The 26,151-nt window shown below is 41.1% G+C and carries 20 protein-coding genes; 7 read left to right on the forward strand and 13 right to left on the reverse strand.

The features are described 5' to 3' along the window. Position 1: 1 nt before the first annotated feature. The 5 genes from JG770_RS02155 to leuB form a co-directional block, all read right to left on the reverse strand. On the reverse strand, positions 2-1,081 hold the full coding sequence (locus tag JG770_RS02155; protein WP_291954587.1) for a M24 family metallopeptidase: 1,080 nt from the start codon (positions 1,079-1,081) through the stop codon (positions 2-4). 12 nt (positions 1,082-1,093) lie between these two features. After that, on the reverse strand, positions 1,094-1,822 hold the full coding sequence (locus tag JG770_RS02160) for a DUF6062 family protein (RefSeq protein ID WP_291954590.1): 729 nt from the start codon (positions 1,820-1,822) through the stop codon (positions 1,094-1,096). Positions 1,823-1,837: 15 nt separating this feature from the next. After that, on the reverse strand, positions 1,838-2,788 hold the full coding sequence (locus tag JG770_RS02165) for a sugar kinase (RefSeq protein WP_291954592.1): 951 nt from the start codon (positions 2,786-2,788) through the stop codon (positions 1,838-1,840). Positions 2,789-3,025: 237 nt separating this feature from the next. Further along, entirely contained in the window at positions 3,026-3,604 is a 579-nt protein-coding gene (locus JG770_RS02170; RefSeq protein WP_291954594.1) for a transcription repressor NadR, read from the reverse strand. A 12-nt stretch (positions 3,605-3,616) separates the two neighbouring features. After that, complete coding sequence (leuB, locus tag JG770_RS02175) at positions 3,617-4,681, reverse strand: 3-isopropylmalate dehydrogenase (protein WP_291954596.1); 1,065 nt, start codon at positions 4,679-4,681, stop codon at positions 3,617-3,619. 117 nt (positions 4,682-4,798) lie between these two features. Here leuB and JG770_RS02180 point away from each other — a divergent pair, with 117 nt between their 5' ends. After that, complete coding sequence (locus JG770_RS02180; protein ID WP_291954598.1) at positions 4,799-5,509, forward strand: ABC transporter ATP-binding protein; 711 nt, start codon at positions 4,799-4,801, stop codon at positions 5,507-5,509. 22 nt (positions 5,510-5,531) lie between these two features. Continuing rightward, the gene (locus tag JG770_RS02185; RefSeq protein ID WP_291954602.1) at positions 5,532-6,800 is read left to right on the forward strand and encodes a hypothetical protein; all 1,269 of its coding nucleotides are present in this window, start codon (positions 5,532-5,534) and stop codon (positions 6,798-6,800) included. A gap of 88 nt (positions 6,801-6,888) precedes the next feature. Here JG770_RS02185 and JG770_RS02190 read toward each other — a convergent pair whose 3' ends face one another. From JG770_RS02190 to JG770_RS02200, 3 genes are all read right to left on the reverse strand, one after another. Further along, positions 6,889-9,327, reverse strand: a complete 2,439-nt coding sequence (locus JG770_RS02190) for a glycosyl hydrolase family 65 protein (protein ID WP_291954606.1) — start codon at positions 9,325-9,327, stop codon at positions 6,889-6,891. Positions 9,328-9,564: 237 nt separating this feature from the next. Continuing rightward, a complete protein-coding gene (locus JG770_RS02195; RefSeq protein ID WP_291954609.1) occupies positions 9,565-11,508 on the reverse strand; it encodes a beta-L-arabinofuranosidase domain-containing protein in 1,944 nt (647 codons plus the stop codon). Between the two features lie 248 nt (positions 11,509-11,756). Beyond that, positions 11,757-12,560: a polysaccharide deacetylase family protein gene (locus tag JG770_RS02200; RefSeq protein WP_291954611.1), complete on the reverse strand. Its 804-nt coding sequence runs from the start codon at positions 12,558-12,560 to the stop codon at positions 11,757-11,759. Positions 12,561-12,962: 402 nt separating this feature from the next. Here JG770_RS02200 and JG770_RS02205 point away from each other — a divergent pair, with 402 nt between their 5' ends. The 5 genes from JG770_RS02205 (at position 12,963) to JG770_RS02225 (ending at position 18,887) form a co-directional block, all read left to right on the forward strand. Beyond that, positions 12,963-14,327, forward strand: coding sequence for an extracellular solute-binding protein (locus JG770_RS02205; protein ID WP_291954612.1), 1,365 nt, complete (start codon positions 12,963-12,965; stop codon positions 14,325-14,327). Between the two features lie 76 nt (positions 14,328-14,403). After that, on the forward strand, positions 14,404-15,336 hold the full coding sequence (locus JG770_RS02210; protein ID WP_291954614.1) for a sugar ABC transporter permease: 933 nt from the start codon (positions 14,404-14,406) through the stop codon (positions 15,334-15,336). A gap of 80 nt (positions 15,337-15,416) precedes the next feature. Further along, positions 15,417-16,193: a carbohydrate ABC transporter permease gene (locus JG770_RS02215; protein ID WP_363320882.1), complete on the forward strand. Its 777-nt coding sequence runs from the start codon at positions 15,417-15,419 to the stop codon at positions 16,191-16,193. 122 nt (positions 16,194-16,315) lie between these two features. Next, complete coding sequence (locus JG770_RS02220; RefSeq protein ID WP_291954618.1) at positions 16,316-18,097, forward strand: sensor histidine kinase; 1,782 nt, start codon at positions 16,316-16,318, stop codon at positions 18,095-18,097. Then, on the forward strand, positions 18,072-18,887 hold the full coding sequence (locus tag JG770_RS02225) for a response regulator (protein WP_291954622.1): 816 nt from the start codon (positions 18,072-18,074) through the stop codon (positions 18,885-18,887). The genes JG770_RS02220 and JG770_RS02225 overlap by 26 nt, the downstream gene beginning before the upstream one ends. A 112-nt stretch (positions 18,888-18,999) precedes the next feature. Here the strand turns inward: JG770_RS02225 and JG770_RS02230 are convergent, their stop codons facing one another. From JG770_RS02230 to JG770_RS02250, 5 genes are all read right to left on the reverse strand, one after another. Then, a complete protein-coding gene (locus JG770_RS02230) occupies positions 19,000-20,706 on the reverse strand; it encodes an ABC transporter substrate-binding protein (protein ID WP_291954625.1) in 1,707 nt (568 codons plus the stop codon). A 71-nt stretch (positions 20,707-20,777) separates the two neighbouring features. Further along, positions 20,778-21,671, reverse strand: coding sequence for a carbohydrate ABC transporter permease (locus JG770_RS02235; protein ID WP_363320879.1), 894 nt, complete (start codon positions 21,669-21,671; stop codon positions 20,778-20,780). A gap of 14 nt (positions 21,672-21,685) precedes the next feature. Then, positions 21,686-22,612, reverse strand: a complete 927-nt coding sequence (locus tag JG770_RS02240; protein WP_291954694.1) for an ABC transporter permease subunit — start codon at positions 22,610-22,612, stop codon at positions 21,686-21,688. A gap of 148 nt (positions 22,613-22,760) precedes the next feature. Beyond that, positions 22,761-24,254 carry a response regulator gene (locus tag JG770_RS02245; RefSeq protein WP_291954627.1) on the reverse strand — a complete coding sequence of 498 codons (1,494 nt, stop codon included), beginning with the start codon at positions 24,252-24,254 and terminating at the stop codon, positions 22,761-22,763. Continuing rightward, positions 24,248-26,005 carry a sensor histidine kinase gene (locus JG770_RS02250; RefSeq protein ID WP_291954629.1) on the reverse strand — a complete coding sequence of 586 codons (1,758 nt, stop codon included), beginning with the start codon at positions 26,003-26,005 and terminating at the stop codon, positions 24,248-24,250. Before JG770_RS02250 ends, JG770_RS02245 begins: the two co-directional genes overlap by 7 nt. Positions 26,006-26,151: the final 146 nt, after the last annotated feature.

Genomic DNA, 26,151 nt, shown 5'->3' on the forward strand with positions numbered 1-26,151 from the left:
ATTATAAGATCAGAATATCCGGCCGCATAAGCTTATAACCATCATATTCCGCTTCTATATATGCATATTGGCCGGTATGGGTGATGATTTCATTTCCGTCCTCCAATATGAGGATGGTGTCCTCTGACTTGGTTCCGGTAATAGACGGGTTCCATGCAAAAGCCTGGTTTGCGCTTACTGTCTGGTCGATGTCCGGAGTAGCCCTGTATTCCCTCGGCGCATATCCGGTCAATCCGCCCTGATGATGCTTCTTCCACTCATCCGGATACCCCTCATCGCTATAGCAGGCCACGGCCTTATTGAATATATCCTTTACGCTGTTGCCGGGTCTGGTATTGCTGATAAAGCATGTATCTATTTTGGCCACCGCCTTGTGCTTTTTCATGATATCATCATCGAGCGCTCCAAGGCTTGCCAATCGAGTAGCAGAGGCAACAAGCCCCCATTTGCGCCCGCCTATCGCTATCATGCAATACTTGACCAGCCTATTGTCTGTTGGCAACGGATGTCTGTATGATGATATACGCTGGTCAAAAGCAACCAGCAGCGTAACCGGTTCTATGCCCAGCGACCACAATTCGCGGCTCACCATACCCGCTACCTCAAATTCACTCATGCCTTCTTTCAACTGTCTGCATACCCTTTCCGCCGCCCTCGCAGTATTTAGGCCAAGCCATCTGTATCGCTCTTTTTCCTGCTCATTGAGCCGGCTTCTGATGTATACGAACTGCTGGTTGAGCTGTGTATCAGTACAATACCTGCCCTCGCCCATTATTTCTTTGATCAGCCTCTGCTTCTCAGACTCTCGAAACCACGGGAACTCCTTGAACGTAAACAGTTGCCCGTTTACTTCTTCATTGGCCAATCTGCCCGACTCGATATTGTTAGTCAGCAAATATGCCGCATCGGATGTGACAAGTATCGAAGCGCATAAATTTTCAGACGCTATTCCTATGAAACCTCGCCCTCCTGTTAGCCATGAAAAATTAGCCAGACTATTTATCAATATGCCGTCAAGGGCTTCAGCTTTCATCAAATCCCTTATGAGATTCAGCTTATATAAAAATTCTTCTTTATTCACAATATCATCCTCCTAAAACCGTCCTGTTAATTTGAGCAGCATCCTGGGCAAAGCATCCTTGGATGTCCCCCACGGCTTATCCTGATTGCGATAATCGTATTTATCTATAAACCAATCGAGGTCGGCCTGCACGCGCTGCATATTGCTCATCTGAACGGGCCATACAGCCTGTATGAATTCGTCTGCAGCTTTGCCCGACATGGTATCGCGCGCCATGATAAGTACATCCTTGAAATGGCGCAGGCAGAAACCTTTGGATCCGAGCAGCGTATCTTTAAAGCCTTTGTCGTGCTGCCACAGGTGCAAAATCGTATATTCATAGCGTTTCATGGAATCATCCAGCTTATCGCATATAACGCAGCTGCTCAAAGCAGCGTCTATATATGAGACCACGGCCTGTACGCTGTCGCCACCACCGCGGCCCAAAAACGACCGCTTGGCCGAGGTATTTGCCGGAGCCATGCCCGATAATTCGTCCATGATCTGGCGCGCTCTCGTTTGAGCCATCAGCGCCACGGGCAGTTTATTGCCGGTATTTTGATAGAGCAATGCATAATGGCATCGGCAAAATCCTTTTCCATTGACATCGATGCGATTATCCGGTTCCATAACCGAGCCGCCGAGATAAAATTCTATGTATTGTTTTTCAGCTTTATCCTCCAGCCAACATAAAGGACATTCGCCGCCTTCTTCAAATGCCTCCCATACCGGTATGGTATCCAAATGATACTTAATAGGCAATGCGCGTAATGCTCCTCATCTTTCTATAAGGCGTTTGTTACCTGTAAGCGCCTCTATTTCTTTTCTGGAAGGCAAACCCTCCACATCGCCCACTATAGTGGTAGCAAACCCACCGCAGGTATTGGCCAGACCGACAGCCTGTTCAAGGGGCATGCCTTCTAATATCCCCGTTAAAAAACCCGATGCAAAAGCATCGCCGGCACCTACGGTATCTATGACCGGTCCAGCGTCAAAGGCCGGCGACATTATCTCCTCATCACGCGTTGCGGCCATCGCACCTTCTTTCCCCAGTTTAACGGCCACCGTAGATGCTCCGAGCTTTAAGAATTCTTCAGCGATGGTTTTAGGATCCCGGCTGCCGAATATTATTTCCCCCTCGTCTATCCCGGGCAGCACTATATCGGCGTATCGGGCCATTTCTTTGAGCACCTCGGCCGCCTGCCGACCGCTCCACAGCTTGAGCCTTATATTGGGATCGAAGGAAACCGTGACACCGGAAACCTTGGCTATCTCCATGGCCTTAAACACTGTTTCCCTGCAATTATCGCTAAGAGCCGGAGTTATACCGCTTACATGCAGTATACGCGCGTTCTTTATATAATCCCCATCAAGATCCGCGGGCGACATCGTGCTGGCCGCCGACCCTTTCCTGTAATAATATACCGTGACATCGCCGCTAGCTTTTATCTCCTTGAAGTACACGCCGGTCGGATGCACTTCATCGAATATAACCCTTGACGTATCCACCCCCTCACCTCTTATGAAGTTGTTTATAAATCTGCCGAAGGGATCATCTCCCAATCGACTTATCCACCCGGCCGAATGGCCTAACCTGGATACCCCTATGGCCACATTGGATTCGGCGCCGCCTATAAGGCGCTTAAAATCGGCTATGTATTGCAGCGGCCCGGATGATGCCGGGTTAAATACCGCCATGGTTTCGCCCAAAGTTACCAATTCAGGCATTGTATCGCATCCTTTCACAATGGCATGATGAATTTGTTATAGAACAAATCGCAGATTTTTCTATTTAATTATACCATATAGTTATCCGATTTGATATAATATTATGGGTTTTGCGGAGAATCTGAATTTATGCCCTTAACTTGTATGAGCCCAACAAGAATCATGCCAAAAAACCGAATTTTTATGAATAATGTATAAAAAAAAGTCGAATTTTTATATAATTCGCCTATTGTTATATTACCCCCTCCGCGATATAATTATACACGAAAAGCGAAATGCTTTTCTGCTAACACCACAACCTACAATACCAACACCAAACATTTTACTTATTGACCTCCTTTTAATATAGAGTATCTCTACATCGTCAGCCTCCACCGTATGAAGGTGTACGCCGCCAGTTAATGACGACAGAGGTTCTACGCCCTTTTGATTTATCTTATACATGAAATCCTGTATATCGCTGATAGACGACAGCATCAGAAGGCCGCGCAGCTCACCATAAACTTTATGCTCTATTATCACGTCTATTACCTTGCCCCCCAGTGAAACAATAGTGCATAATTCATCTTCGATCTGCTCCGGCGTATGGCGGCACGCGAATACGCGGCTCACTTTCTGCTTTATGGTATCAGGCAGCATATAACCCTGCGGCGTGGCTATTATATTTATACCGGCCGCCCTCAATATAGCTATATCCTGCACTATAACCTGGCGGCTGACATCGAATGCCGCGGCCAGATCAGTGCCGGTTATAGGAGTTTTGGCTTCCTTCAATTTATTCAATATGCCTTCCCGGCGTTGAGTACCATTGAACATAGTCTCACCCCTCTATATACGGTTCAGATACTCTACCACTAAATCCCCCATTTTATCAGTCCCTACGAGCTTCATATTATTCTCCATAATATCCGCCGTACGGTAGCCATCCTCCAGGACCTGAGCCACGGCATGTTCTATCATATCAGCCTGACGCGTCAGGTCGAAGCTGTAACGCAGCATCATGGCAATCGACAGTATAGTAGCAAGCGGATTAGCTTTATCCTGACCTGCTATATCAGGCGCCGAACCATGTATGGGCTCGTAAAAGCCCTGTTTAGTATCCCCGAGGCTAGCCGACGGAAGCATACCCAGCGAACCGACCAGCATGGATGCTTCGTCGCTTAATATATCGCCGAACATATTACTGGTCACTATAACATCAAATTGATGCGGATTCCTTATAAGCTGCATAGCGCAGTTATCGACATACATGTGATTCAGCTCCACGTCAGGGTACTGCTCGGCCACGCGCGTTACCGTCTCACGCCATAAACGCGAGCTCTCCAATATGTTTGCCTTATCCACCGACGTGACTTTGCGGCGGCGTTTACGCGCGGTGTCAAAAGCGACGCGGGCTATACGCTCAACTTCAGGCACACTATAGCATTCGGTATCATACGCCTTGTCACCATCCCTGCCGCGTTGGCCGAAATATATACCGCCTATGAGCTCGCGCACCACCAGCACATCTATGCCTTCGCCTATTATCTCCTCTTTCAGCGGCGATGCCTTTTTCAGCTGGGGAAACAACACCGCGGGGCGCAGATTGGCAAATACTCCAAGGCCTTTTCTCAGCCCCAGCAGCGCTTGCTCCGGCCTAAGGTCGCCAGGCAGATCATCCCATTTGGGACCGCCCACAGCTCCGAGCAGCACCGCATCGCTGGCCAAACAAACATCTAGCGATTTTTCAGGTAAAGGATGGCCGGTCTTATCTATAGCGGTCCCGCCAGCTAATACCTCGGTAAATTCGAATTCTATTTCACCCGGCCTTTCTATGGCCTTCAGCACCTTTACGGCTTGCTTTATTATATCCGGGCCTATGCCATCACCCGGCACCAGTGCTATTTTGAACATATGCATCCCTCCAACTCAATGTTAATCCATCTTTTTATAAATTGTATCACATTATAGCACGACAGGGCAAAAAAATGTTATAATAAAAGCAGGAAGAAGGAAAGAAAGGGAAACATTATGTCATCATTTATTTTATCCTTTGATAATGTTACCAAAAAATTTGAGAGTGTCACAGCTTTAAAATCATTATCATTTAAGGTTCCGGAAAATAAAATAACGGGGCTTATAGGATCAAACGGAGCTGGTAAAACTACAACGTTACGCCTTATCGTAAGATACCTAACTCCAGATTCAGGCACAATATTATATAGAAATAAAGATATATATTCCTTGCCCGATTCATCATTTCCAATATCCTATATTCCAGATACGCCTATATATTTTGAAGAATTGACGGTCAAGGAGCATTTATCGTTTATCAGTGCCATGTATCAAACTGAAAGTAATGTGCAAAATCTAATCGATGTTTTAAAATTGGAAAGGCATCTTGATAAAGTTCCTTCAGTATTGTCAAGAGGCACCAAACAAAAATTAATAATTGCTTGTGCATTATTAAGGAACTTTGATTTTTTAATAGCCGATGAGCCATTTTCGGGACTTGATCCCAAACAAATAAAAACGTTTAAGGACCTACTGCTTGAGGAAAAGAAAAAAGGAAAAACAATACTGCTTTCCACGCATTTATTGGATATGATTGAAAATATCTGTGACTACTATATTATGATTGACGACGGAGAATTGTTGGCACAAGGAACATTAACCGAACTTATCAATAATAGTAAATGCTCCACTCTGGAAGAACTTTACTTATATCTCGCAGATTGCTGATAAATTTTCGGAGGGAAGAAATATGATTAGGTTTCTTTTGATGGAATCAATAAGAGAATGGAAAATATTAATCAAAAATTATTTGCTTGAGATGATCGGGCTTATCATTTTTTTTGCTGTCTTTCTCCAAACAGTTAAAACAATTATAAGAACCATTTATGCAAGTGACGTTTCATTATCAGATAATCTTTTGATGGTCAGCATTATAATTTGCATTATTCAGTTGCTTAGTATTATTTCCCAAAGAAACCTCGTGTTTGAAATACATCCTGCCGCTTTACATTACTTTTTCAACTCTCCACAGCTAAATTTAGTGAAAAAAATTGCTTTTATCAAAAAGATTATTGGGAAATTGGTTTTGGCATTTTTATTATGCCTTATAATATTTAATTTCAAGCTCTCAGTTGATCTGGGAATAGCCACTTTTAGCATGTTTATATATCTGATAGCAGGTTCTTTCATTAAATGGTTTAAATATAATAAATTAAATTTTATTATGGTGGCTCTGCTTTATGCTTGTACCAGCTTATTATTTGTTTTGTCTTTAAGTAAAATGTTTTTACCGGCAAATATACCTTTATTTGTCTTATCTTTATTTGTCATTTATTATAATAGCAAAATAAAAATCGATTGGGGTAAATATTATGATGATTTAGTATATATGGAAAAAACAAATAATGCCACCAGACACAAGAATATGGCCGAAATGCAGCAAATAGCCATCGATCATATTGCAACCGCACGCCATTCTTTAAAAATTTATGCGCTTCCACTTAAACGCAGTAATGCGCTTCTATGTAAAGCTCTAATCGAAACATTGCGAATGAGTAAACAAGTTATCGCAGTACTCGGTCTATTTTTGGTATTTGCCCTGTTATTAAATAAAACAATGCTATTCTCAGAAATACCGATCATAGGCGACCCTAATATCGCGCCTGTTATTGCTATGCTTGCGGTTACTACCTTTTTGGTTAACCTAAAGCAGATTTATTCAAAACAAATTATGGCTATCGTTGACAAGCATAAAGCAGGCTTTTTCATTCCTTATCCTTTTACAACAATTGTATATAGTTATAGCCTTATATGTTGTCTTAGTACAGTGCTTATTTTAGCCGTTTTTTGTGCTATTCTCTCTTCAGGTTGGATAAAGAGTATTGCAGCGATAATCATTTCTATCCTGGCTATGTATTTATACTTTTTTACGCTCGGTAATAACCGTGCAAACCGCTTTGTTGATACAGTATCTAATATAATATTGTTCTTATCTTCTGGTTTGCTTTTTTTAGGTTGAGGGAAAATGCGATTCCATAACCCAAATAAAGCTTCTATATACCTTTGTTGGCATATAGAAGCCTTATTATCCCGACTGCAGTAAAGAATCAGCGGCTTAAAACTACACGCACCTCATGTTCCTCATCATCCGTGAATACTGGCAGTACGTTGCCTTGAACCGGATGTCCGTCTACGGTCATCGACTTCACGCCTTTACATATATGCTCAGGGTTTTCTACCGTTATAGTATATCTGGCACCCCTGAATATCCTTTTAATTGTATAACCGTCCCAGTCCGGCGGTATGCAGGGATCCACGACCAGGCCATCGTAATCCGGCTTTATTCCCAGTATCCATTGCGATATCGCCACAAAATTCCATGCAGCCGTACCCGTAAGCCACGAGTTTTTGGCCTCACCGAACCTCTTTGCATCCTTGCCGGCTATCATCTGCGAATATACATATGGCTCCATGCGATGTATGTCGCTTCTTTCTTCCACATAAGCCGGCGCTATTTTTTTGTAGTATTCAAACGCCCTTTCTCCTCTGCCTACCACCGTCTCAGCTATCATTACCCACGGGTTATTATGGCAGAAAATGCCTGCATTTTCTTTATATCCAGGTGGATAACTTGATATCTCACCAAGATTAACATAGTATCGGGTAAAAGCCGGATTAAGAAGCACTATGCCGTACTTCGTATCCAGATACTTTTTCACCGAGTCCAATGCTCTTATACCTGAACCGTCTTCGAGTCCTATACCGGCCATAACACAAAAGCCCTGCGTCTCTATGAATATCTTGCCTTCCTCATTTTCCTTGCTGCCCACTTTATTGCCATAACTATCATATGCCCTCAAGAACCACTCGCCGTCATAACCATATTTCATAACGGCTTCTTTCATCTCGTCTATATAATGCCGAGCAACACGCGCTTCCTCGTCGAGGCCTCGGCGTTTGCAGATCTCCGCATACTCTTTACCTATAAATACGAACATAGCTGCTATAAGCACCGATTCAGCCAGTTTGCTATCTTTATTAGTTGTAGTCTGAAACGACTGGTCAGGCTCGGTCGAGAAACAATTCAAATTCAGACAGTCGTTCCAATCGGCTCTACCTATCAGCGGCAGGCCATGTGGGCCTAAATTATTTATTACATGATAAAATGATCTCTTTAAATGTTCGAACATATCGGCTGCTTTGGAAGGGTCGTTATCAAACGGTACTATTTCATCTAGTATGGAAAAATCACCTGTTTCCTTTATATACGCAGCGGTCGAGAGTATGAGCCACAGCGGGTCATCGTTGAAATTTCCTCCTATCTCATTATTGCCCTTCTTGGTAAGCGGCTGATACTGGTGATAGGCACCGCCATCTTCAAGTTGTGTGGCAGCCAAATCCAATATTCTCTGCCGCGCCGTACCCGGCACTTGATGTACAAAGCCAAGTATATCCTGATTGGAATCTCTGAATCCTATACCTCGACCTATGCCGGATTCAAAGTAAGAAGCGCTCCTGGAAAGGTTGAACGTAACCATGCATTGGTATTGATTCCATATATTTACCATACGGTTTAATTTGGGGTCACCGCTGTCCACATGATATTTCAGCAAAAGCCCATTCCAGTAACTCTTTAGGTCATTCAAGGCTTTATCCACCTGTTCCGTTGTCTTAAATTTTTCCATCATAGCCAGTGCCCGTTTTTTATTTATAACACCTTGAGATTCCCATTTCTCATCCTCGGGATTCTCGACATAACCGAGTATAAATACAAAATCTCTCTCCTGCCCGGGTTGCAGCACTACATCTATACTATGAGAAGCTATAGGCGACCAGCCGTCGGCTACTGAATTATTAGACTTACCGGCTGTCACTGCCTGCGGTGCATCAAAACCGTTATAAAGACCAATGAAACTCTCTCTATCCGAATCAAACCCGCTTATATTAGCATTGACCGAATAGAAAGAATAATGATTGCGCCGCTCCCTGTATTCAGTCTTATGGTATATAGTTGAACCAATGATTTCCACTTCGCCCGTATTGAAGTTTCGTTGAAAATTCGTCATATCATCGTAGGCATTCCACAAGCAAAATTCTACAAAGGAAAATAGCGTTATTCTTTTTTCCCGATCGCCAATGTTTTTTAGCGTTACTTTGTGTATTTCTCCATTGAAATCAAGCGGTACAAAAAATAAAACTTTAGCTTCTATACCACCTCTTTGCCCGGTTATGGAGGTATAGCCCAACCCGTGCCTGCATTCATAGCTGTCCAGATCTCTTTTTACTGGCATCCAGCCTGGCGACCAGAAATCACCGTTATCGTATATGTAAAAATATCTTCCCCCGTTGTCCGTAGGTACGTTATTGTACCTGTACCGCGTAATGCGCCTTAAGCGTGCATCCTTATAAAAGCAATAGCCACCGGCAGTATTGGAAATAATGGAGAAGAAATCCTGCATACCGAGATAGTTTATCCATGGATATGGTGTCTGAGGCGTGGTTATGACATATTCCTTATTGTCATCATCAAAATAGCCATATTTCAATTAGTATACCCTCTTTCTATATCTGATTTGTTACCTTATACAATTTTATATAGTTAATATGGCTTTTGCAATATATCTTAAGTTATATCAAAACCCCGTCGATGGCTGGACATGAACAGAACTATTATCGATTGTTCTACCTCATAGTGCTCACCTGGTGAATTAATGATTGTTCATGTGTATAAAACTATAAGCATTTCTGAACTGTGTAGGGGTCATATTTTCTACCTTTTTGAACTATGCTTGCCTCAACCACACCATCATTTCACCTTCGCCGCGGTTATTCCATGCATAGTAGGGTACGAGTTTTACAACGGTTTCTTCATAGTCATTATCCGTTTCTTTATAAAGCCCGTCATAGTTATCTACTTTAGCCCTCCTCGCTTTCGCCGTTATATAGCATACGCCGCCCAGCAACTCTTCATCATACATAACTGCAAAGTTCGGCTCGGGTAAAAGCTCAATATTCGCTATGTTAGGCCCGTTGTCTGCCTCCTCAGCACAGTAGACTATAGGTCCCCTTTGTATAGCTACTTTGCCTGCATCTGCGCGTACCTCAGGATTAGCCCGCATCATCATCACCGCCATGTCCAACGTAAGCTCTACTTTGTCGTTTTTCCCCCATGTTCTGGTTATCATGGCATATCCTTTATTTGTCTCATACTCTTGAATTTCCTGTCCATTTATCTTTATGCTCCACTTTTTGCACCAATCAGGAATCCTGAGTGCTAAAGAAAATGCGACTGTGGTATTCGATGCCACCGTAAAACTGGTGTTCCCATCCCATGGATAAACTGTATCCTGCTTTAATGTAATTCCTTTATCGTTCAGGTTAAACTCAATTTGTCCGTCCATATATAGGTTCACAAATAGCGTATTCTTATCTTCGTCAAGTGCATATGCATACTTGCCTATCGATGTAAGGAGCCTTGCAATATTAGGCGGGCAACATGCACAGTCATACCATTTCTGTCGTTCAGTCTTGACATGGCGATGGTCTTCTCTCTTATGGCAGGCCTTGGGCCAGACTTCAAGAGGATTGACATAGAAGTATTTTCTACCATCCAGCGACATGGCTGCAAACACCGTATTATAGAGCGCTCTTTCCATTATGTCTATGTATTTTGCATCCTGCTCCATCTTGAACATACGCTGAGCCCAGAATATAAGGCCTATAGAAGCGCATGTTTCTGTATATGCCGTATCGTTGGGAAGATCATATGCAAATGTAAAGGCCTCTCCGAAACTAGTGGAGCCTATTCCGCCGGTTATATACATCTTTCTTTTTACGACGTCGTCCCATAGCCTACGGCAAGCTTGCATAAGAGCCTCGTCACCCGTTTCCATAGCTACATCGGCCATGCCGCTATAAAGATACATAGCTCTAACCGCATGTCCTATAGCTTCCTGTTCGGTCACAGGCACATGTGCCTGGAAGTATTCCAGTTTTGATGGATCCCACAGTTCATCGAGTTTAGCCTCTCCCCTAGCCATTGCTTCTATTTTGAAGTAATAGGGTGCTTTGCCACGTTCGCGTATGAAGTAGTGTGCCAAATCAAGATACTTTCTCTCATTTGTGGAATGATAAAGTTTTACCAGTGCCAATTCTATCTCTTCATGTCCGGGATATCCGTGCCTTTTAGTCGGCTCCGGCCCAAACATCGAGTATATATGGTCAGCCAACCGGCAAGCCACGTTGAGCAAAGCTTTATTGCCTGTCACTTCATAATTAGCTACCGCAGCTTCTATCATATGCCCCGCACAGTAAAGCTCATGTTTATCTCTTATATTGGTCCAACGGCCAGACGGCTCTTTTATAGTAAAGTATGTGTTTAGATAGCCGTCCTCTTTTTGCGCTTTAACTACCAAATTTATTGCTTCATCTAGATGGATTTTCAGCTCATCGTTGTTTTGCAACGCCAGTGAATATGAAACCGCCTCCGTCCATTTTGCAAGGTCGCTGTCCTGAAACACCGGGCCGTAGTGTTCACCAGTCGTTTCGCCAGCAGCTATGCGGAAATTATTCACAGATCCACTTTTAGGTGCATCGGGTACCTGATCGTTCAAGGCCTCCCACTGATAAGAAAGTGTATTGTTTAACACCGTATGAACCCTTTTACCCAAAAGGGAATTATCACCGCTTTTTATATTTTTCAGATTAAGAGCTTTAACGCTGTTCATGACTATCTCTCCTTCATTATTTTCACAACCATAATACAATTTTTTGAGCCTCTTGACAAGCAGCACAAATAGATATAATAAGTGGACAAAATTAACCTATTTACTGCTTTAATTAGATATAATAAAAAATGCCCGAGAAGTACTTTGTTCGTATACTTCTCGGGTTGAATTATTCCTTGAATCCAACAGGTGAATAAAATAACATAGAGAAATAAGTCTATGAAAATGCCATGTAAAAAGGGTCAATTCTATTCATACAACCGCACCTGTTTCCCTCCTGGCACCTCCACGATATTCCCATCCACAGAAAGAAATGCCGAAGCTGCACTGGGATTGAACACGAAATCTCCCCTGGCCGAAAAGCGCAGTGCCGAACAGAGCTCCATGTAATCGGCAATTTCAAGATTGGTAGCATACCATATATCCTCGCGCCCGCCAACCATATGGCAGAATTCCTCAATCAGGTTCCAGTTATCCGCGTCGTTGAACTCGTAGCTGTGACCCCAAACATACATCAGGTACAGATGCTGCTCTTTGTGCAGCTCCGCGAACACCTTTCCATTCTCCAGCAGACGGTGTGCGTGATGACAAGTCGGCTTCCACTCATAAAAATCCTCCGGAAGCCCAAAGCCATCTGTGCCTTCTGTAACCCGCGAATACCGAATTCCTAGCGCGGGCAGCAGTGTTTTGATCTGCGCGTTATATGAGCCATTCGGATATGAAAGCCCCCGCACCGGGTAACCGACAAGTTCTTCGAGCTGTTCCCGATCTTCAAGCACCTGACGTGCAACTTGCTCGAGTGGGCAGCGCGTAATGGTTGGGTGCGTCGCAGTATGGCAAGCGACCTCGTGGCCCGCATAAAGGGTCTTCACCTCTTCGCTAGTAACATGGTTTCCATCACTCAAAAACGCAGAATTTAGATGAAATGTCCCACGGATTCCGTACCGATTGAATATGGACACAAGCTTTCTGTCGTAAACCCTGCCATCGTCATAACTCATGGTAAGCGCCTTGTATTTCCCACCGGGGAAACATTGATAAATCGTGTGCATAAAATTTTCATTCCTTCCTGTAGCTTAAATTTGCAGAATACATTTTTTCAGTTCCTTCTTCATGAGGCTATTTAACGTTAGGATCTCCCATTGCAATAAATAAAACAGGATACCTCTGAAATATAATGTAAGTATAACATTGATTATAAACCTTATCAAGGGTTCACCGCTCTTGAGAAATAGAAGAGACTCTTGAAACAGTATTTGATAGCAATATCCCTTTGATTGTCACCAATGCAAGATATGCGAAGAATGCACCTGGCAAAAAAGAGGTGTAAAAGAATTGAATAAACTGAAACACTGTTTTTTAAACATTTAAATCGGCTTATTATATTTTAGAATATTTCAACAACTGCTATAATGAATTTATCATAGCAATATCGAAAAGGAGGACGAGACAAAATGGCAAAGAAATGGTCGGTTCTATTGATAGCGATGGCTTTGATGACATCGTTTGCATTGTTTGGTTGTAGTAATGCAGATGATACATCATCTAAGGACAACGCTTCGGCTGGTACAGGAACAACTGACACATCTCAAAGCAGTGATAATGAAAAGGTCACTATGCGTATTACCTGGTGGGGCTCTCAGACACGACACGATCAAACATTGAAGGTCCTAGAAATGTTTCAGGAAAAGTATCCGAATATAACATTTGAGCCTGAATTCACGGCTTGGGACGGCTATTGGGAAAAGATCGCTACAGAAGCGGCAGCGGGAAGCTTGCCCGATGTTTGGCAGCAGGATTACCAATATATCGCACAGTACGCAAATAAAGGCCTGCTTTTAGATATGCAGCCATACGTAGATAATGGCAAGCTCGACCTTACAAACGTTGATCAAAACAGTATAGCCGGTGGAATAATAAACGACAAATTGTATGGCATTAATCTCGGCAATAATTCGCTGTGCATGATCTATGATCCCGAAATATTTAAACAGGCTGGGGTAGCTGAGCCAACACCGGATTTAACGTGGGAGGATTACGTAAATACCGTTAAAACTATTCATGAGAAAACCGGGCTTTATGGCGATGAAAATATTCCTGGCAACTATTTTCATGGGTTAAATCACTATATACGCCAGCACGGCCCTGAGTACGATCTCTATTCTGAAGATGGCACAAAGCTTGGTTATGACAATGATAAATGGTTTGAAGAGTTTTTCAGTATGGAACTCGACCTTGTCAAGACAGGAGCCATACCGTTGCCTGAAATAAGAAACGAGATAAAGACACCAGAAGAAGGTTTAGTAGTTTCTAAAAAAGCTGCTATGGTAGGCGCTATAAACAGCAATCAGATAGTAGCGGTTGCTAATGCCGCCGGGCGCCCTTTAAAAATGACCTTATTGCCTAAAGCAAAGGATCAGGTAAGGGAAGGGCAATATATAAAACCATCTATGTTTTTCTCAATCAGTCAAGATACCAAATATCCCGATCAGGCAGTAGCTTTTGTGGATTACTTTATAAACGATATAGAAGCCAATAAAGTGATGATGGCAGAACGCGGCGTTCCTATTTCTTCAAAGGTAAGGGAAGCATTAACACCCTCTTTGCCGGACGCGCAAAAGCAAATGTTCGACTATGTCGACCTTGTAATCGAAAATTCTTCTCCAATAGGCCCCCCACAACCGGCAGGACACGCGGAAATAGATAAGCTCTTAAAGAGTTTGGAAGAACAGATATGTTATGAACAAATAACCCCCGCCGACGCTGCTATAAAGTTTAGAGAAGAGGCAAATAAGATATTGGCTCAGAACGCTCAATAATAATACTTCCCGTTGCAAAGCAGTACGGTGTGCTTTGCAACGGTTTTTTAACACAACATAAAGGGAGGCAAATATTATGGTAAATATTCAAACCGTAAAAGATAAAAGGAAGGGCATAAATAAAAGCGGTTATAATAATTTGGCCGGTTATGCTTTTATATCCCCTTGGCTTATCGGCTTTATTATATTTACGGTATTTCCGATGCTTTTGGCTTTATATTTTTCTTTTACAGAATATGATGTATTGTCTACGCCCAAATGGATAGGTTTAGAGAACTATAGGAATATGTTTACTTCAGACGACAGATTCAGAACAGCCCTTAGCGTCACATTCCAATATGTATTCACGGCAATACCCTTGCGTCTTATATTCGCTTTATTTATCGCAATGTTATTCGTTAAAAATCGCAAATTAGTACCGTTGTACAGAACTATATACTACCTTCCTTCCATAATAGGCGGCAGTGTCGCCGTAGCCGTTATGTGGCGCCAATTGTTCGGTGCTGACGGCGCTTTAAATGGCGTGTTATCTGCCCTGGGGCTATTAGATAAACAAATAAGTTGGATAGGAAATCCTGATACCTCTCTTTGGACGCTTATCCTCCTTGCCGTATGGCAATTTGGCTCCCCAATGCTCATATTTCTCGCAGGTTTAAAACAAATACCATCGAGTTATTATGAATCGGCATCCATAGACGGAGCTAATGGGATACAGCAATTTGTAAAAATCACTTTGCCTATGCTTACCCCCATAATATTATTCAATCTGGTAATGCAAGTTATAAGCGGCTTCATGGCTTTCACTGAAAGCTATATAATAACCCAAGGCGGGCCGTTTGACAGAACGTTATTTTATGCACTTTATTTGTTCCAGCAAGGCTTTCAGTTCTACAATATGGGCTATGCATGCGCTTTGGCATGGGTGTTGTTGCTGATTATGGGCGTCTTTACAGCTATCATATTTAAGACATCCAATTATTGGGTATATTCTGAATCGAAGGGAGAATAAAAACTATGGGATTGCGCAAAGAAAAACGCATTTTCACCACTATAGCTTATCACGGTTTTATATGGATATTTGGTTTTTTTATGATGTACCCGGTACTATGGCTGATAGCAAGCTCTTTTAAGGATGAAGCCGAAATATTCCAAAAGTCTTATTCATTGATACCGAGCTCCCTAAAATTTGATAATTATATGCAAGGATGGAAAGGTTTCGGCGGCATATCCTTTGGAACGTTTTTTAAAAACTCTTTTGTAATAGTAATACTGTCTACTATAGGGCAGGTGGCATCTTCCGCGCTGGTCGCATACGGTTTTGCCAGGATTAAATTCGTGGGGCAAAGGGTCTTATTCGCCTGTATGATAATAACGATGCTGCTGCCTTCCCAGGTCCTAATGATACCGCAGTATATACTGTTCAGCAGGCTCGGGTGGGTTAACTCGTTCAGGCCTTTGGTCGTACCATCATATTTCGGTTATCCGTTCTTTATATTCTTGATGATGCAATTTATGGAGGGCATACCAAGAGAACTCGATGAAGCTGCGAGGATCGACGGATGTAATCAATGGGGCATATTCTTCCGTATATTGTTGCCCTTGATAAGGCCGGCAATGATCACATCGGCAATATTCTCTTTTTATTGGAAATGGCAGGATTTCTTTGGGCCACTGTTGTATTTAAAGAAACCAAACCTTTATCCGGTTTCTTTAGCATTAAAGATGTTCTCGGATCCGGCTGCAGTCACGGATTGGGGCGCTATGTTTGCCATGTCCACCTTATCGTTGGTCCCGGTATTCATAATTTTTGTTATGTGCCAAAAATATATAGTAGAAGGCATAAGCACAACCGGTTTGAAAGGATGAATGTCCATGCCTTATTCGGGCTCTCTTATCCCGAATAAGGCATTCACCCCTGCTGCCGTGATCCCTTGCTTGACTGGGAAAGCATAAAAAAGATATAATGTAAACAAAAGCGAGGTAGATATATGAGGAGATTGTTTTTAAATCTAAAAATAAGGGAAAGATTATTTTTGATACTATTCCTCACATCCATAATTATAAGTGCTACCAGTTTATTTGCTTTTCAGATTTCGCTTTCCAGTTATGATAATATATTGCAACAAGAAATAAAAGACGTTTTGACTTTATCCTCCAATGTAGCTGAAGCAAAGGTAAAAGAAATTGATGAAATTTCTTTTAAAATAGTCACGGATAAAACGGTACAAGATTCTCTTAAAACCATGAAATCCACGAACCCAGCATCATATAAGCGTTATGCAGCAATCGATCAATTGGAAGATATAATCTTGCCATGGTCTCAATATAGGAATTATATTGCATCTATAAGCATTATAGATAGCACAAATAAACAATATTCATGGGGCAGAACAAACAAAGTGGTCAGAGATATTGATGAAATCATTTCTCTGCGAAATAACGCTTACGATAACAAAGGTAGGGCCGCATGGCTTGAACCGGTAGAAGATAATAATTTTATAACAGTCGTAAGGGATATACGCTGTATACAAAATCTTACCTTCGAAAGCCTCGGTACCTTAGTGCTTAGAATCTATCCGGCAAAGTTATTTGAAGAAAACCAACTGCTGCATAGTAAATATTTTGCGAATATGTATGTGTTATCAAACGATAATATAACTATTTATCAATCTAACAGGCAGCCTTATGCCCTAAATCGGTTTGCCGAATTAAATGCCGATAGCAGTTACTATATTGAAGATACAGGGAATGAGAAATTAATAATAAGTCATATAACATCGCCTTATACCGGATGGAAATTCATTATTGCCATACCTTACAACATCATCTATGGCAAAATCATTGCCACAAGGAATGTAATGCTCGCAGTATGCTTATGTGCATTCGGTACCGCCATATTTTTAGGAATGAAGCTGTATAAGAGCATAACAATCCCTGTAAGCCAATTAACCGAGCAAATGAAAGCATTGGAACAAGGCAATTTTGAGATAACCGATGAGATAAATATAACCGTCGGCCAAAACCGGTTGGATGAGATAGGCAAGCTTCAGCAAGATTTTTGCCTAATGGCTAAAAGAATAAATGAACTTATAAAAGAAAATTATTTAAAGCATATAGCCATGCAAGAAGCAGAGCTTAAAGCCTTACAAGCACAGATCAATCCTCATTTTCTTTATAATACACTAGAGTCTATAAATTGGATGGCAAGAATGAATAAACAAGAACCTATAGCTGCTATGGCAAAATCGCTGGGTAATTTATTGAGAAATTCCATCGACACGCGCAACCTATTGGTGCCCTTAAAAGAAGAATTAGCTATTTTAAAAGATTACTTAACTATACAAAGTTACCGATATGAAGAACGCCTTAGCGTTTATATAGATATACCAGATCAATACCTCAATGTAATGATACCCAAACTTTCCCTGCAGCCTTTAATTGAAAATTCCATACAGCATGGTTTGGAAAGGTTGGAGGGTACATGCATAATAACCGTATCGGCGACAGAATTAAAAGGCCGCTTATGCATAACAGTAAGCGACAATGGTCCCGGTATACCAGAACAACGCCTCGAAAAGCTAAATAATAACAAAATCAATCCGAGCGAAAATAGTATAGGTATCAAGAATATAGATGAACGACTTAAGATAGTTTTTGGCCCTGAATACGGTTTAAAAATAGAAAGCACTATCGGCCGCGGAACGCAAGTTCATATGTTAGTTCCATATAAGGGAGATGAAGAAGTTGTACAAAGTATTGCTGGTCGATGATGAGCGCGTGATCCGCGAAGGTATTTCCACTATAGTGGACTGGAATTCCCTTAATATATGTATAGATACCGCAGCAAGTGGAGCTGAGGCATGGGAAAAAATAACTGTTGCTCCGCCCGATATTGTTATAACCGATATTAAGATGCCTGGAATGAATGGCCTAGAACTTATAGATAAAGTAAAGAATCGCTATCCCGCAATTTACTTTGTAATACTCTCCGCCTACGGGGAATTCGACTTTGCTAACAAGGCCATGAAATACGGTATAAAACATTATATCCTCAAACCGTGCAATGAAGACGAAATACTAGATGTGATGAAAAACGTTATAGATGATATAGAAAATCAAAAAGAAGTGGAATTCGTGCTATCCCGGGTAAACAAGGATAATGCTATAAAAAACAGCATTACTATCCGGGATATTGACGATTACATAACGAACTATAAAAAGATCCATCCGTTAATCAAAGAAGCTTTAAAAAATATAGCCCTCAACGTCGGCAACGAACAATTTTATCTTACTTACCTTGCCGAACAAATTTTATATGTAAATCCTGATTATTTAGGCAAATTATTTAAAAAGGAAGTAGGAGAAAACTTTTCCTGCTTCCTTGCTAGGATACGTATTGAGCAAGCCAAAAAATTTATGCTCAGCAAACCTAATGCTTCTATAAATGAGATCGCATGCAAAGTAGGATTTGGCGATAACCCGCAATATTTTAGTCAGGTTTTTAAAAAATTCACCGATATGACGCCTTCAGAATATAAAAAATCCATAAAAACACCATAACTATTCAAGTGCCACTCCGTACAGAAGATAATAACATTAGTCCAGCACTCAGCAATACGCATGAATGCTGGACAATTTTATGAAAGTTATATATCAAGCTGCAAAATCAATATTACTTTTCTCCCCAGAGTTCCAGCTTCTCCTGCAGCAGTTTATTGATCTCATCTGTCACTTTTGGAAGGCCTGCCTTGTCCATCTCATTCAAGTAGTTATCCCATTCTTTATCGAACTGATCTTCAGGCGCCAGTATAGCTTTGGGTACCAAACGAGGCCCTATATCGTTGGTCAGTTTGCTGTCTATAGCCGTTATGTCAGGATCACTTATATGATACATCCACACGGCCCCCCACGGTTTAACCGGAAATTCATTGGGTTTGGGGAAGAGATCCATCCATGTAGTGGCATTATAACCAGCCAGCACCTCTTTTTCTGTATCAGTATAATTCTTAACAACATCTGCTACTTCGCTGTCGGGCTGTACATAGTTGCCGGTAGAATCCTTTTTACCATTACCCCATTCAGGGAATGGGTAAGTGTAATTGCCTATACCGGTTTTTTTACTGAAAGACGGATCTGTGCGTCTTTGTTCTTCTATCTCTGGCAAGAATACGCGCTTGCCATTACTGTCATACTTCCAATGCACGCCTTCTATACCCCAGTGAGTGAGTATCTGCGCTTCTTCGGTAGACATCCAATCCAAAAATTCTATCGCTCTCTCAGGGTCCTTACATTTGGTAGTAATAGATATACCCCAACCGCCAGTATAACCCGGGCTCTGATTCACGCGGCATTTGATATCGCTCGACAGCATGACAGGATATAAGCCATGCATGCGATCTTCCATACCAGCTTGTCTCAAAGCTACCTCAGCATCGTTGATCTCCCATTGTGCGTCAGGCATAGCCAGTACCCTTCCGGATGCTATCTTAGCCTTATACTGATCGTATTTCTGTGTAAAGCTTTCCGGATCCAATAAACCTTCGTTATACATATGGTTTAACCATCTGAAATATTCTCTCTCCTCTTCTCTGGTAACATGGCGCACGGCTTGATAAGTATCAGGATTGACATACCATTCGCCATCGTCGGAACCACCAGTAGCCGCCCATGCCGGATTAGTCACCGATATGAGGAATCGCCATCCGTCAGCCAGCAAGGTAAACGGTATGGTAGGCTGCCCATCTATTTCAGGGTATTTATGATAATATTCCTTTATAGCATTTTCGTAATCGGTCAATGTATTTATCTTAGGATATCCCAAATCCTTAACTACCGCATGCTGCAGCCAGAATGCTCCTCCTGGCGTAAGGCTTTCCTGGTATACTGGATACGATCCTACATAATATATATGCGGATCATCTAGACTCCAACGCAATCTGGGAAGATAATCGCCAAACAGGGCTTTAATGTTCGGCCCATGCTGCTCTATAAGGTCATCTAACTGAAGTATTCCGCCAGCATCTTTTAACAGATAAAGATCGCCTTTAGCAAATACCAGGTCTGGATAATCGCCGCTAGCCGCCATTATAGACAACGTCTGCTTAGGATCGCTGCCGGCTTCATGATTGATATTGAGCGTTACTCCTGTTATTTCCTTTATCTTCTCTGCCACGGGGCTTTTGAACTGATCGGCGTTTGGGTTTGTATCAGCACTATACATAGTAAATGTAATAGGCTCTTTCGTAGTTTCCCCCTCAGCCGTGGCCTTATCAGAGGTTTCTCCTGTCGTCGTGTCATTTGTCTGACCGGTATTCTCACAGCCAGCAAAAACCATGAGCACCGTAAACATCACCAGCAACAAAGCAACAGTCCTTCTCATTACAAAACCATCTCCTTTAAATTTTATTTATTGTAAAATCCTTGTAATATAAAGGATTTTAGCAACCCTCCTCAGCTCTTCACTGCCCCAAGTATAAGACCCTGCATAAAATACTTCTGTACAAATGGGTACACTACTAATATGGGCAGCGTAGCCACAATGGTCATCGCCATTCTCAACGAATCCGGCGATATCCTCTTAGCCTGCTCGCTATGCGCAAATCCATATATATCCTGAGAAGATGTCATTTGCGCTTGAGCGTTGGTAAGCATCTTCTGTAATTCGAACTGTAAGGTGGTCAGTTTTTCGTTAAATGGATTATAAAGGTAGGTATCAAACCATGAGTTCCAGTGTCCCACTGCTATAAATAAACATAGCGTCGCTATTACAGGCGTGCATAAAGGCATTATTATGCGAGCATATATTATAAAATCATTAGCGCCATCCAACTTGGCCGACTCTTGGAGATCTATCGGCAAGCCATCTATATATGACCTCAGCACTATCACATTGAAAGCGCTTATAAGACCTGGAAATATATAAACCCAGAAAGTATTGATCAAATGCAGGCTGCGCATGAGCATATAGCTCGGTATCATACCGCCGCTTATATACATTGTTACGACGAAAAGCCCTGATACAAATCTTCTGGCAAAAAAGTCCTGCCTGCTTATAACATAAGCTACCATGGAAGTCGCTATGATGCCAGTTATAGTACCTATTACGGTGCGCGCAATCGATATAAATGTAGCCCAGGCAATATTGGGAGAACTTAGAATCTCCTTATAATTAGCCAATGTGAATTCCCTGGGAAATATAGTAATACCACCCCTTATAGTATCTATAGAATCATTGAGTGATACTGCCAGCACATGAAGGAAAGGATACAGCGTTACCACTGCCAGTATTATCATTAAACTATAATTTATTACATCAAATATTAAATCTCCTGCTGAACGTTTCAAAAATAGCACCCCCTTTATACCACTCTTATATCTGCAAATCTTTTGCTAAATGTATTTGCTATAAAAAGCAATATAACACTTACTACCGATTTGAACATACCTGCCGCCGTACCCAGTGCATATCTGGCACCGCCAATGCCGAAATCCAAAATATAAAGGTCTATAACATCAGCATATTCTTTTACTAAAGGATTTCTCAATAACATTTGTTTTTCAAACCCTATATTGACCAAATTCCCTATGGTCATAACCAAAATAACCATTACAGTAGGCATGATACCAGGCAACGTTATGTGCAACATCTTAGTAAATCTACCTGCTCCGTCCACCGTCGCCGCCTCATACAGCTCCGGATTTATGCTGGAAATAGCTGCTAAAAAGATTATGGAATTCCAACCTATCTCTTTCCATACATCCGCTCCTGTGACTATCCACCAGAAATACTGAGGCTGGGCCATAAATTGTATAGGCTTATCTATAATTCCTAGTGCCAACAATATATTATTTACAGTGCCGCTACCTGATAACATTTCAGTAACTAAGCTAGCCACAACGACCCAAGATACGAAATGTGGCAAATATGATACTGTCTGAACCGTTCTTTTAAATAAATCGTTTTTTATCTCATTCAGCAGCAACGCCAGCACAATGGGCAAGGTAAATCCAAATGCTAAACCTAGAAGGCTCATAGCCAAGGTATTCCTTAAAACGAGATAGAAATAATTATCCTGGAAAAGCTCTATAAAGTACTTAAAACCCACCCATTCCTGCTGGGAAAACGGTAGACCCGGCCTATAATCTTGAAAGGCCATGGTCCATCCCCACAATGGCACATATGCGAATACTATTACCCATATTACAAATGGCAAACACATCATTATCAAATATTTCTGCTGGGATATAGTACTCCATATGTTTTTGCGTTTTAAATTCCTGTTCATGGGCATAGAGGTATCTACGCCGGTCGATTTCATCAAGAATTTCCTCCTCCCAAACGATTTATAGTATTTACAATTTAAAATATATCATGATCTGCTTTGTATAAATATCCTATAAACTTTAGATGTTTTCATGTAAAAATTAGATGTGTCATTTTTTATATGTGGAAGGTATGTCTCCAGTATATTTTTTGAACATGCGGTAAAAGTAATCTACATCTTTATAGCCGACCCTCTCTGCCGCTTGAGATACTTTCATCCCCGCTCGCAGAAATTCTTTAGCTTTTTGTATTCTCGTCTTATTTAAGTAATCGTTGAAGTTATCACCTGTAAAGTCCTTGAACAGTTTACCTAGATATGCACTGTTGTATCCAAAAATATCTGCTAATTTATTCAATTTGATATCCTGATTATAATTTCTGTTAATATAATCCAATATTTTCTCCATAAGACTATACGGACGCTTTTGGGCTAATTCTTCAGATAAAGAGATCAATTTCCCCTTTATATCTTCGTGCAATTCTTTGAGATCAAGAGCAGAGTAGGCCTTGTCTATTATGCTCTCATTAATAGACGCGCTCTCTGATAGGCTCCTTTCATTTGCTCTAATTCTGTCAATTATCATGGTGTAAAGATTAACGTAACTTATTTTAATAATCTCTTCTGATGCATTTTTTAGAATAAACGAGTTTTTAAAGTCCTCCATGAGCTCATCTACACGAAGTGTATTGCCCGAATCAATGGCACCATATAATTTATCTAACAAAACGTCCATATCGCATACGGTTGTATCGAGTTGGCGGCTTTGTATGTCCGCTATAATGCCATCCTTAGATAGAAGAAATCTCTGATTCATCAACCGTCGGGCATGTACATAGGATATATTAATATCTTCAGTATTGCAGACAGGCCGGCCAAGGGCTATAAATAGTCTTATATTTAATATTCTTTCCAGTTTGGATAATATATCCGCAAAAAAGCATATGAGCGCCTGATCATGTCTATCATTTTCCATAAGCAAGCATATATCGCCTTCAACATCAGTTACGTAACCTCTGAAGCGATATAACACCAGCTCCACCATCTTATCTCTTGCAATTTCTTTTGCCCGAGCACCTTCTTCGCACAAGTGCAGGAGCACGACCTGATATGCCCTCCAGGGAAATCCTAAATTATATATTTCGTTATAAGACTCTTCATAATGGCCTAAGATTATATTTTCCAAAGCTTTATCGCGCGATAAAAAGATACTTTGTTTTATTTCCCTCTCATTTTTTATCGTTTCATAAACCTTTTCTAGTTTATCTATGAGTTCTGATTCTTCTATAGGCTTTAATATATAAAATTTCGCTCCCAGCTCTATGGCCTTTTGTGCATATTCAAAATCAGAGTAAGCAGAAAGTATTATAAATTTACAATCTATACCTTTCTTTTGTAATGTCTCTATCATTTCCAAACCATCCATGCCAGGCATTCTTACATCGGCTATTATCAGGTCGGGTTTAAGTTCTCGGCACTTATTGAGGCCTTCTATACCGTCCGCAGCATCACCCACTATTTCAAAACCATATTTATTCCAATCTATTATTGTCTTAAGCCCATTTCTGATAATAGGCTCATCATCTATTATTAGGACCTTCAGCATGGTATCACTTCATTCCCCGGCAGGGTCATCTCTACGCGCGTACCACTTCCAGATTTACTGTATATTTTAATGCCATAAGCATCACCATAAAACAACCTTATACGTTGATGCACATTTCTCAGGCCTATCCTGTATCCTGGCATATCATCCATTACATCAAGTGCAGCTATTATTTTATTTAATTCCTCATCGTCCATGCCTATACCATCGTCTTGGATTATTATCTTCAATAAGCCACCTTCTTTTAAAATATTAATAACTATGTTGCCCTTGCCTTGCTTTCGCTCAAGACCATGCACAATAGCATTTTCCACTACTGGCTGTATCAGCAATGGTAATATCATGTAATCTGCCATACCTTCCTGGCAGCTTATATTATAGTTAATTTTATCGCCATACCTGAATCTTTCTATTTCCAGATAATCGTTCACCATTTCTATCTCGGAGCTAAGCTTTACTAGTTCATTTCCTACTTCAAGATTTCTTCTTATTATTTTCCCGAGCAGCTTTACTACCCGAGCTATCTCCCTTTCTCCTGAACTATGAGCCTGCATGCGTATGGTTTCAAGCGTATTGAATAGAAAATGAGGATTTATCTGACTAGCCAGCATTTGAAGCTTTATTTCTTTTTGTTTTGCCATGAGCTGGCTTTTTTGCATATTTGATTCATACACCTCATGTATGAGCGTCTTTATGCTCTTAGTCAATACACCAAGATCCCGCGAAAGTTGCCCGATTTCATCTTTTCCTTTTAATGTGGGAGAAAAATCAAAGTCGCCTCCCGCAATCCTATGCATATCTTTGCTTATTGCCATGATCCTTGCACTCATAGTATTGGAGAAAATTAATATGAGCGCAAGAGCCACAGCCAGACTTATGGCCATTATGGAAAAACCAAGACGGCTTGCCGGTGCCGCCTTAGCCTCTATTTCTTTAATAGGAAATAGAGATACAATTTTGAAATTCTCATTGTTAACGCTCGGCATTATATCCCTCACTATAACCTGAAAAAGATTGTTGCCATACATCATCTCATATATGCCGTCCGATGCAGCGGCAATATCATAAAGACCAGTTTCTTTTACAGTTTTTCCCGCCAACTTCCTATCCTTCGCGGCAACTACATGGCCTGTATCGTCTATAAGCATAACATCGAAAGGTTCATTTTCAAAAATAGAATTCAAGTAATCATTTTTCAAGCTTATGAGCATTACTCCTAAAGGGCTGCTGGCATACCGGTTTTTTAAAAGACCTGTCACGCATAGGGAATATTCATTCCTTCGCTCGTCATATACATATTGCCACGATATTTGGCCTTTTTTTTGATAAATATTTTTATACCATGAGGTTTGGTATACATCATCCGTTATTTTTATGAAATAGCCGCTATTCAGTATAGATGGGTTGTAAACGTATAGTTTGATGTCCTGCAATTGGCTGTATAAAAGCAAATAGCTGTCAAACGTCTTGTAGCGGCTATAGGCATCCAGTATATCTGACACCGACGTATAGCTTGTGGTCAAAAGGGCTTCTAAGTTATCATCCCCCTGCACCTGCAGAGAGATATCTATAGCTGTATTAAATGTTTCATTTAACTTATTGTATATTCTGTTAACATTATCTGACGCCTCTTTGACAGCGGCATCCAGAGCCATTTCTTTAATAGCGTTGGTCAATATTATGCCTATAAGCAGTACCGGTAAAAGTACTACCAGCATATAGGATATGAGAAGTTTATTCTTTATTTTCAATATTCTCTCCCACCAACCATTTTGTATATAATACAATAATATTATACATCATTTTATTTAAAAATGAGAAAGGATTATTTTATGGCATTCGTCTCATAGCATAAAACCCCTTTAAGAGAAAATATTGGATGGAAATTATAAATAAT

Origin of the sequence: Mahella sp. (assembly GCF_020054945.1) — a bacterium.
GTDB lineage: Bacteria > Bacillota > Clostridia > Mahellales > Mahellaceae > Mahella.

Bases quoted from the DNA above. Each gene is read 5' to 3' on its own strand.
- JG770_RS02195 (WP_291954609.1), bottom strand. From the start codon at position 11,508: ATGAACAGCGTTAAAGCTCTTAATCTGAAAAATATAAAAAGCGGTGAT.
- JG770_RS02165 (WP_291954592.1), bottom strand. From the start codon at position 2,788: ATGCCTGAATTGGTAACTTTGGGCGAAACCATGGCGGTATTTAACCCG.
- JG770_RS02200 (WP_291954611.1), bottom strand. From the start codon at position 12,560: ATGCACACGATTTATCAATGTTTCCCCGGTGGGAAATACAAGGCGCTT.
- JG770_RS02205 (WP_291954612.1), top strand. From the start codon at position 12,963: ATGGCAAAGAAATGGTCGGTTCTATTGATAGCGATGGCTTTGATGACA.
- JG770_RS02210 (WP_291954614.1), top strand. From the start codon at position 14,404: ATGGTAAATATTCAAACCGTAAAAGATAAAAGGAAGGGCATAAATAAA.
- JG770_RS02180 (WP_291954598.1), top strand. From the start codon at position 4,799: ATGTCATCATTTATTTTATCCTTTGATAATGTTACCAAAAAATTTGAG.
- JG770_RS02230 (WP_291954625.1), bottom strand. From the start codon at position 20,706: ATGAGAAGGACTGTTGCTTTGTTGCTGGTGATGTTTACGGTGCTCATG.
- JG770_RS02215 (WP_363320882.1), top strand. From the start codon at position 15,417: ATGATGTACCCGGTACTATGGCTGATAGCAAGCTCTTTTAAGGATGAA.
- JG770_RS02220 (WP_291954618.1), top strand. From the start codon at position 16,316: ATGAGGAGATTGTTTTTAAATCTAAAAATAAGGGAAAGATTATTTTTG.
- JG770_RS02185 (WP_291954602.1), top strand. From the start codon at position 5,532: ATGATTAGGTTTCTTTTGATGGAATCAATAAGAGAATGGAAAATATTA.
- JG770_RS02240 (WP_291954694.1), bottom strand. From the start codon at position 22,612: ATGAACAGGAATTTAAAACGCAAAAACATATGGAGTACTATATCCCAG.
- leuB (WP_291954596.1), bottom strand. From the start codon at position 4,681: ATGTTCAAAATAGCACTGGTGCCGGGTGATGGCATAGGCCCGGATATA.
- JG770_RS02170 (WP_291954594.1), bottom strand. From the start codon at position 3,604: ATGTTCAATGGTACTCAACGCCGGGAAGGCATATTGAATAAATTGAAG.
- JG770_RS02245 (WP_291954627.1), bottom strand. From the start codon at position 24,254: ATGCTGAAGGTCCTAATAATAGATGATGAGCCTATTATCAGAAATGGG.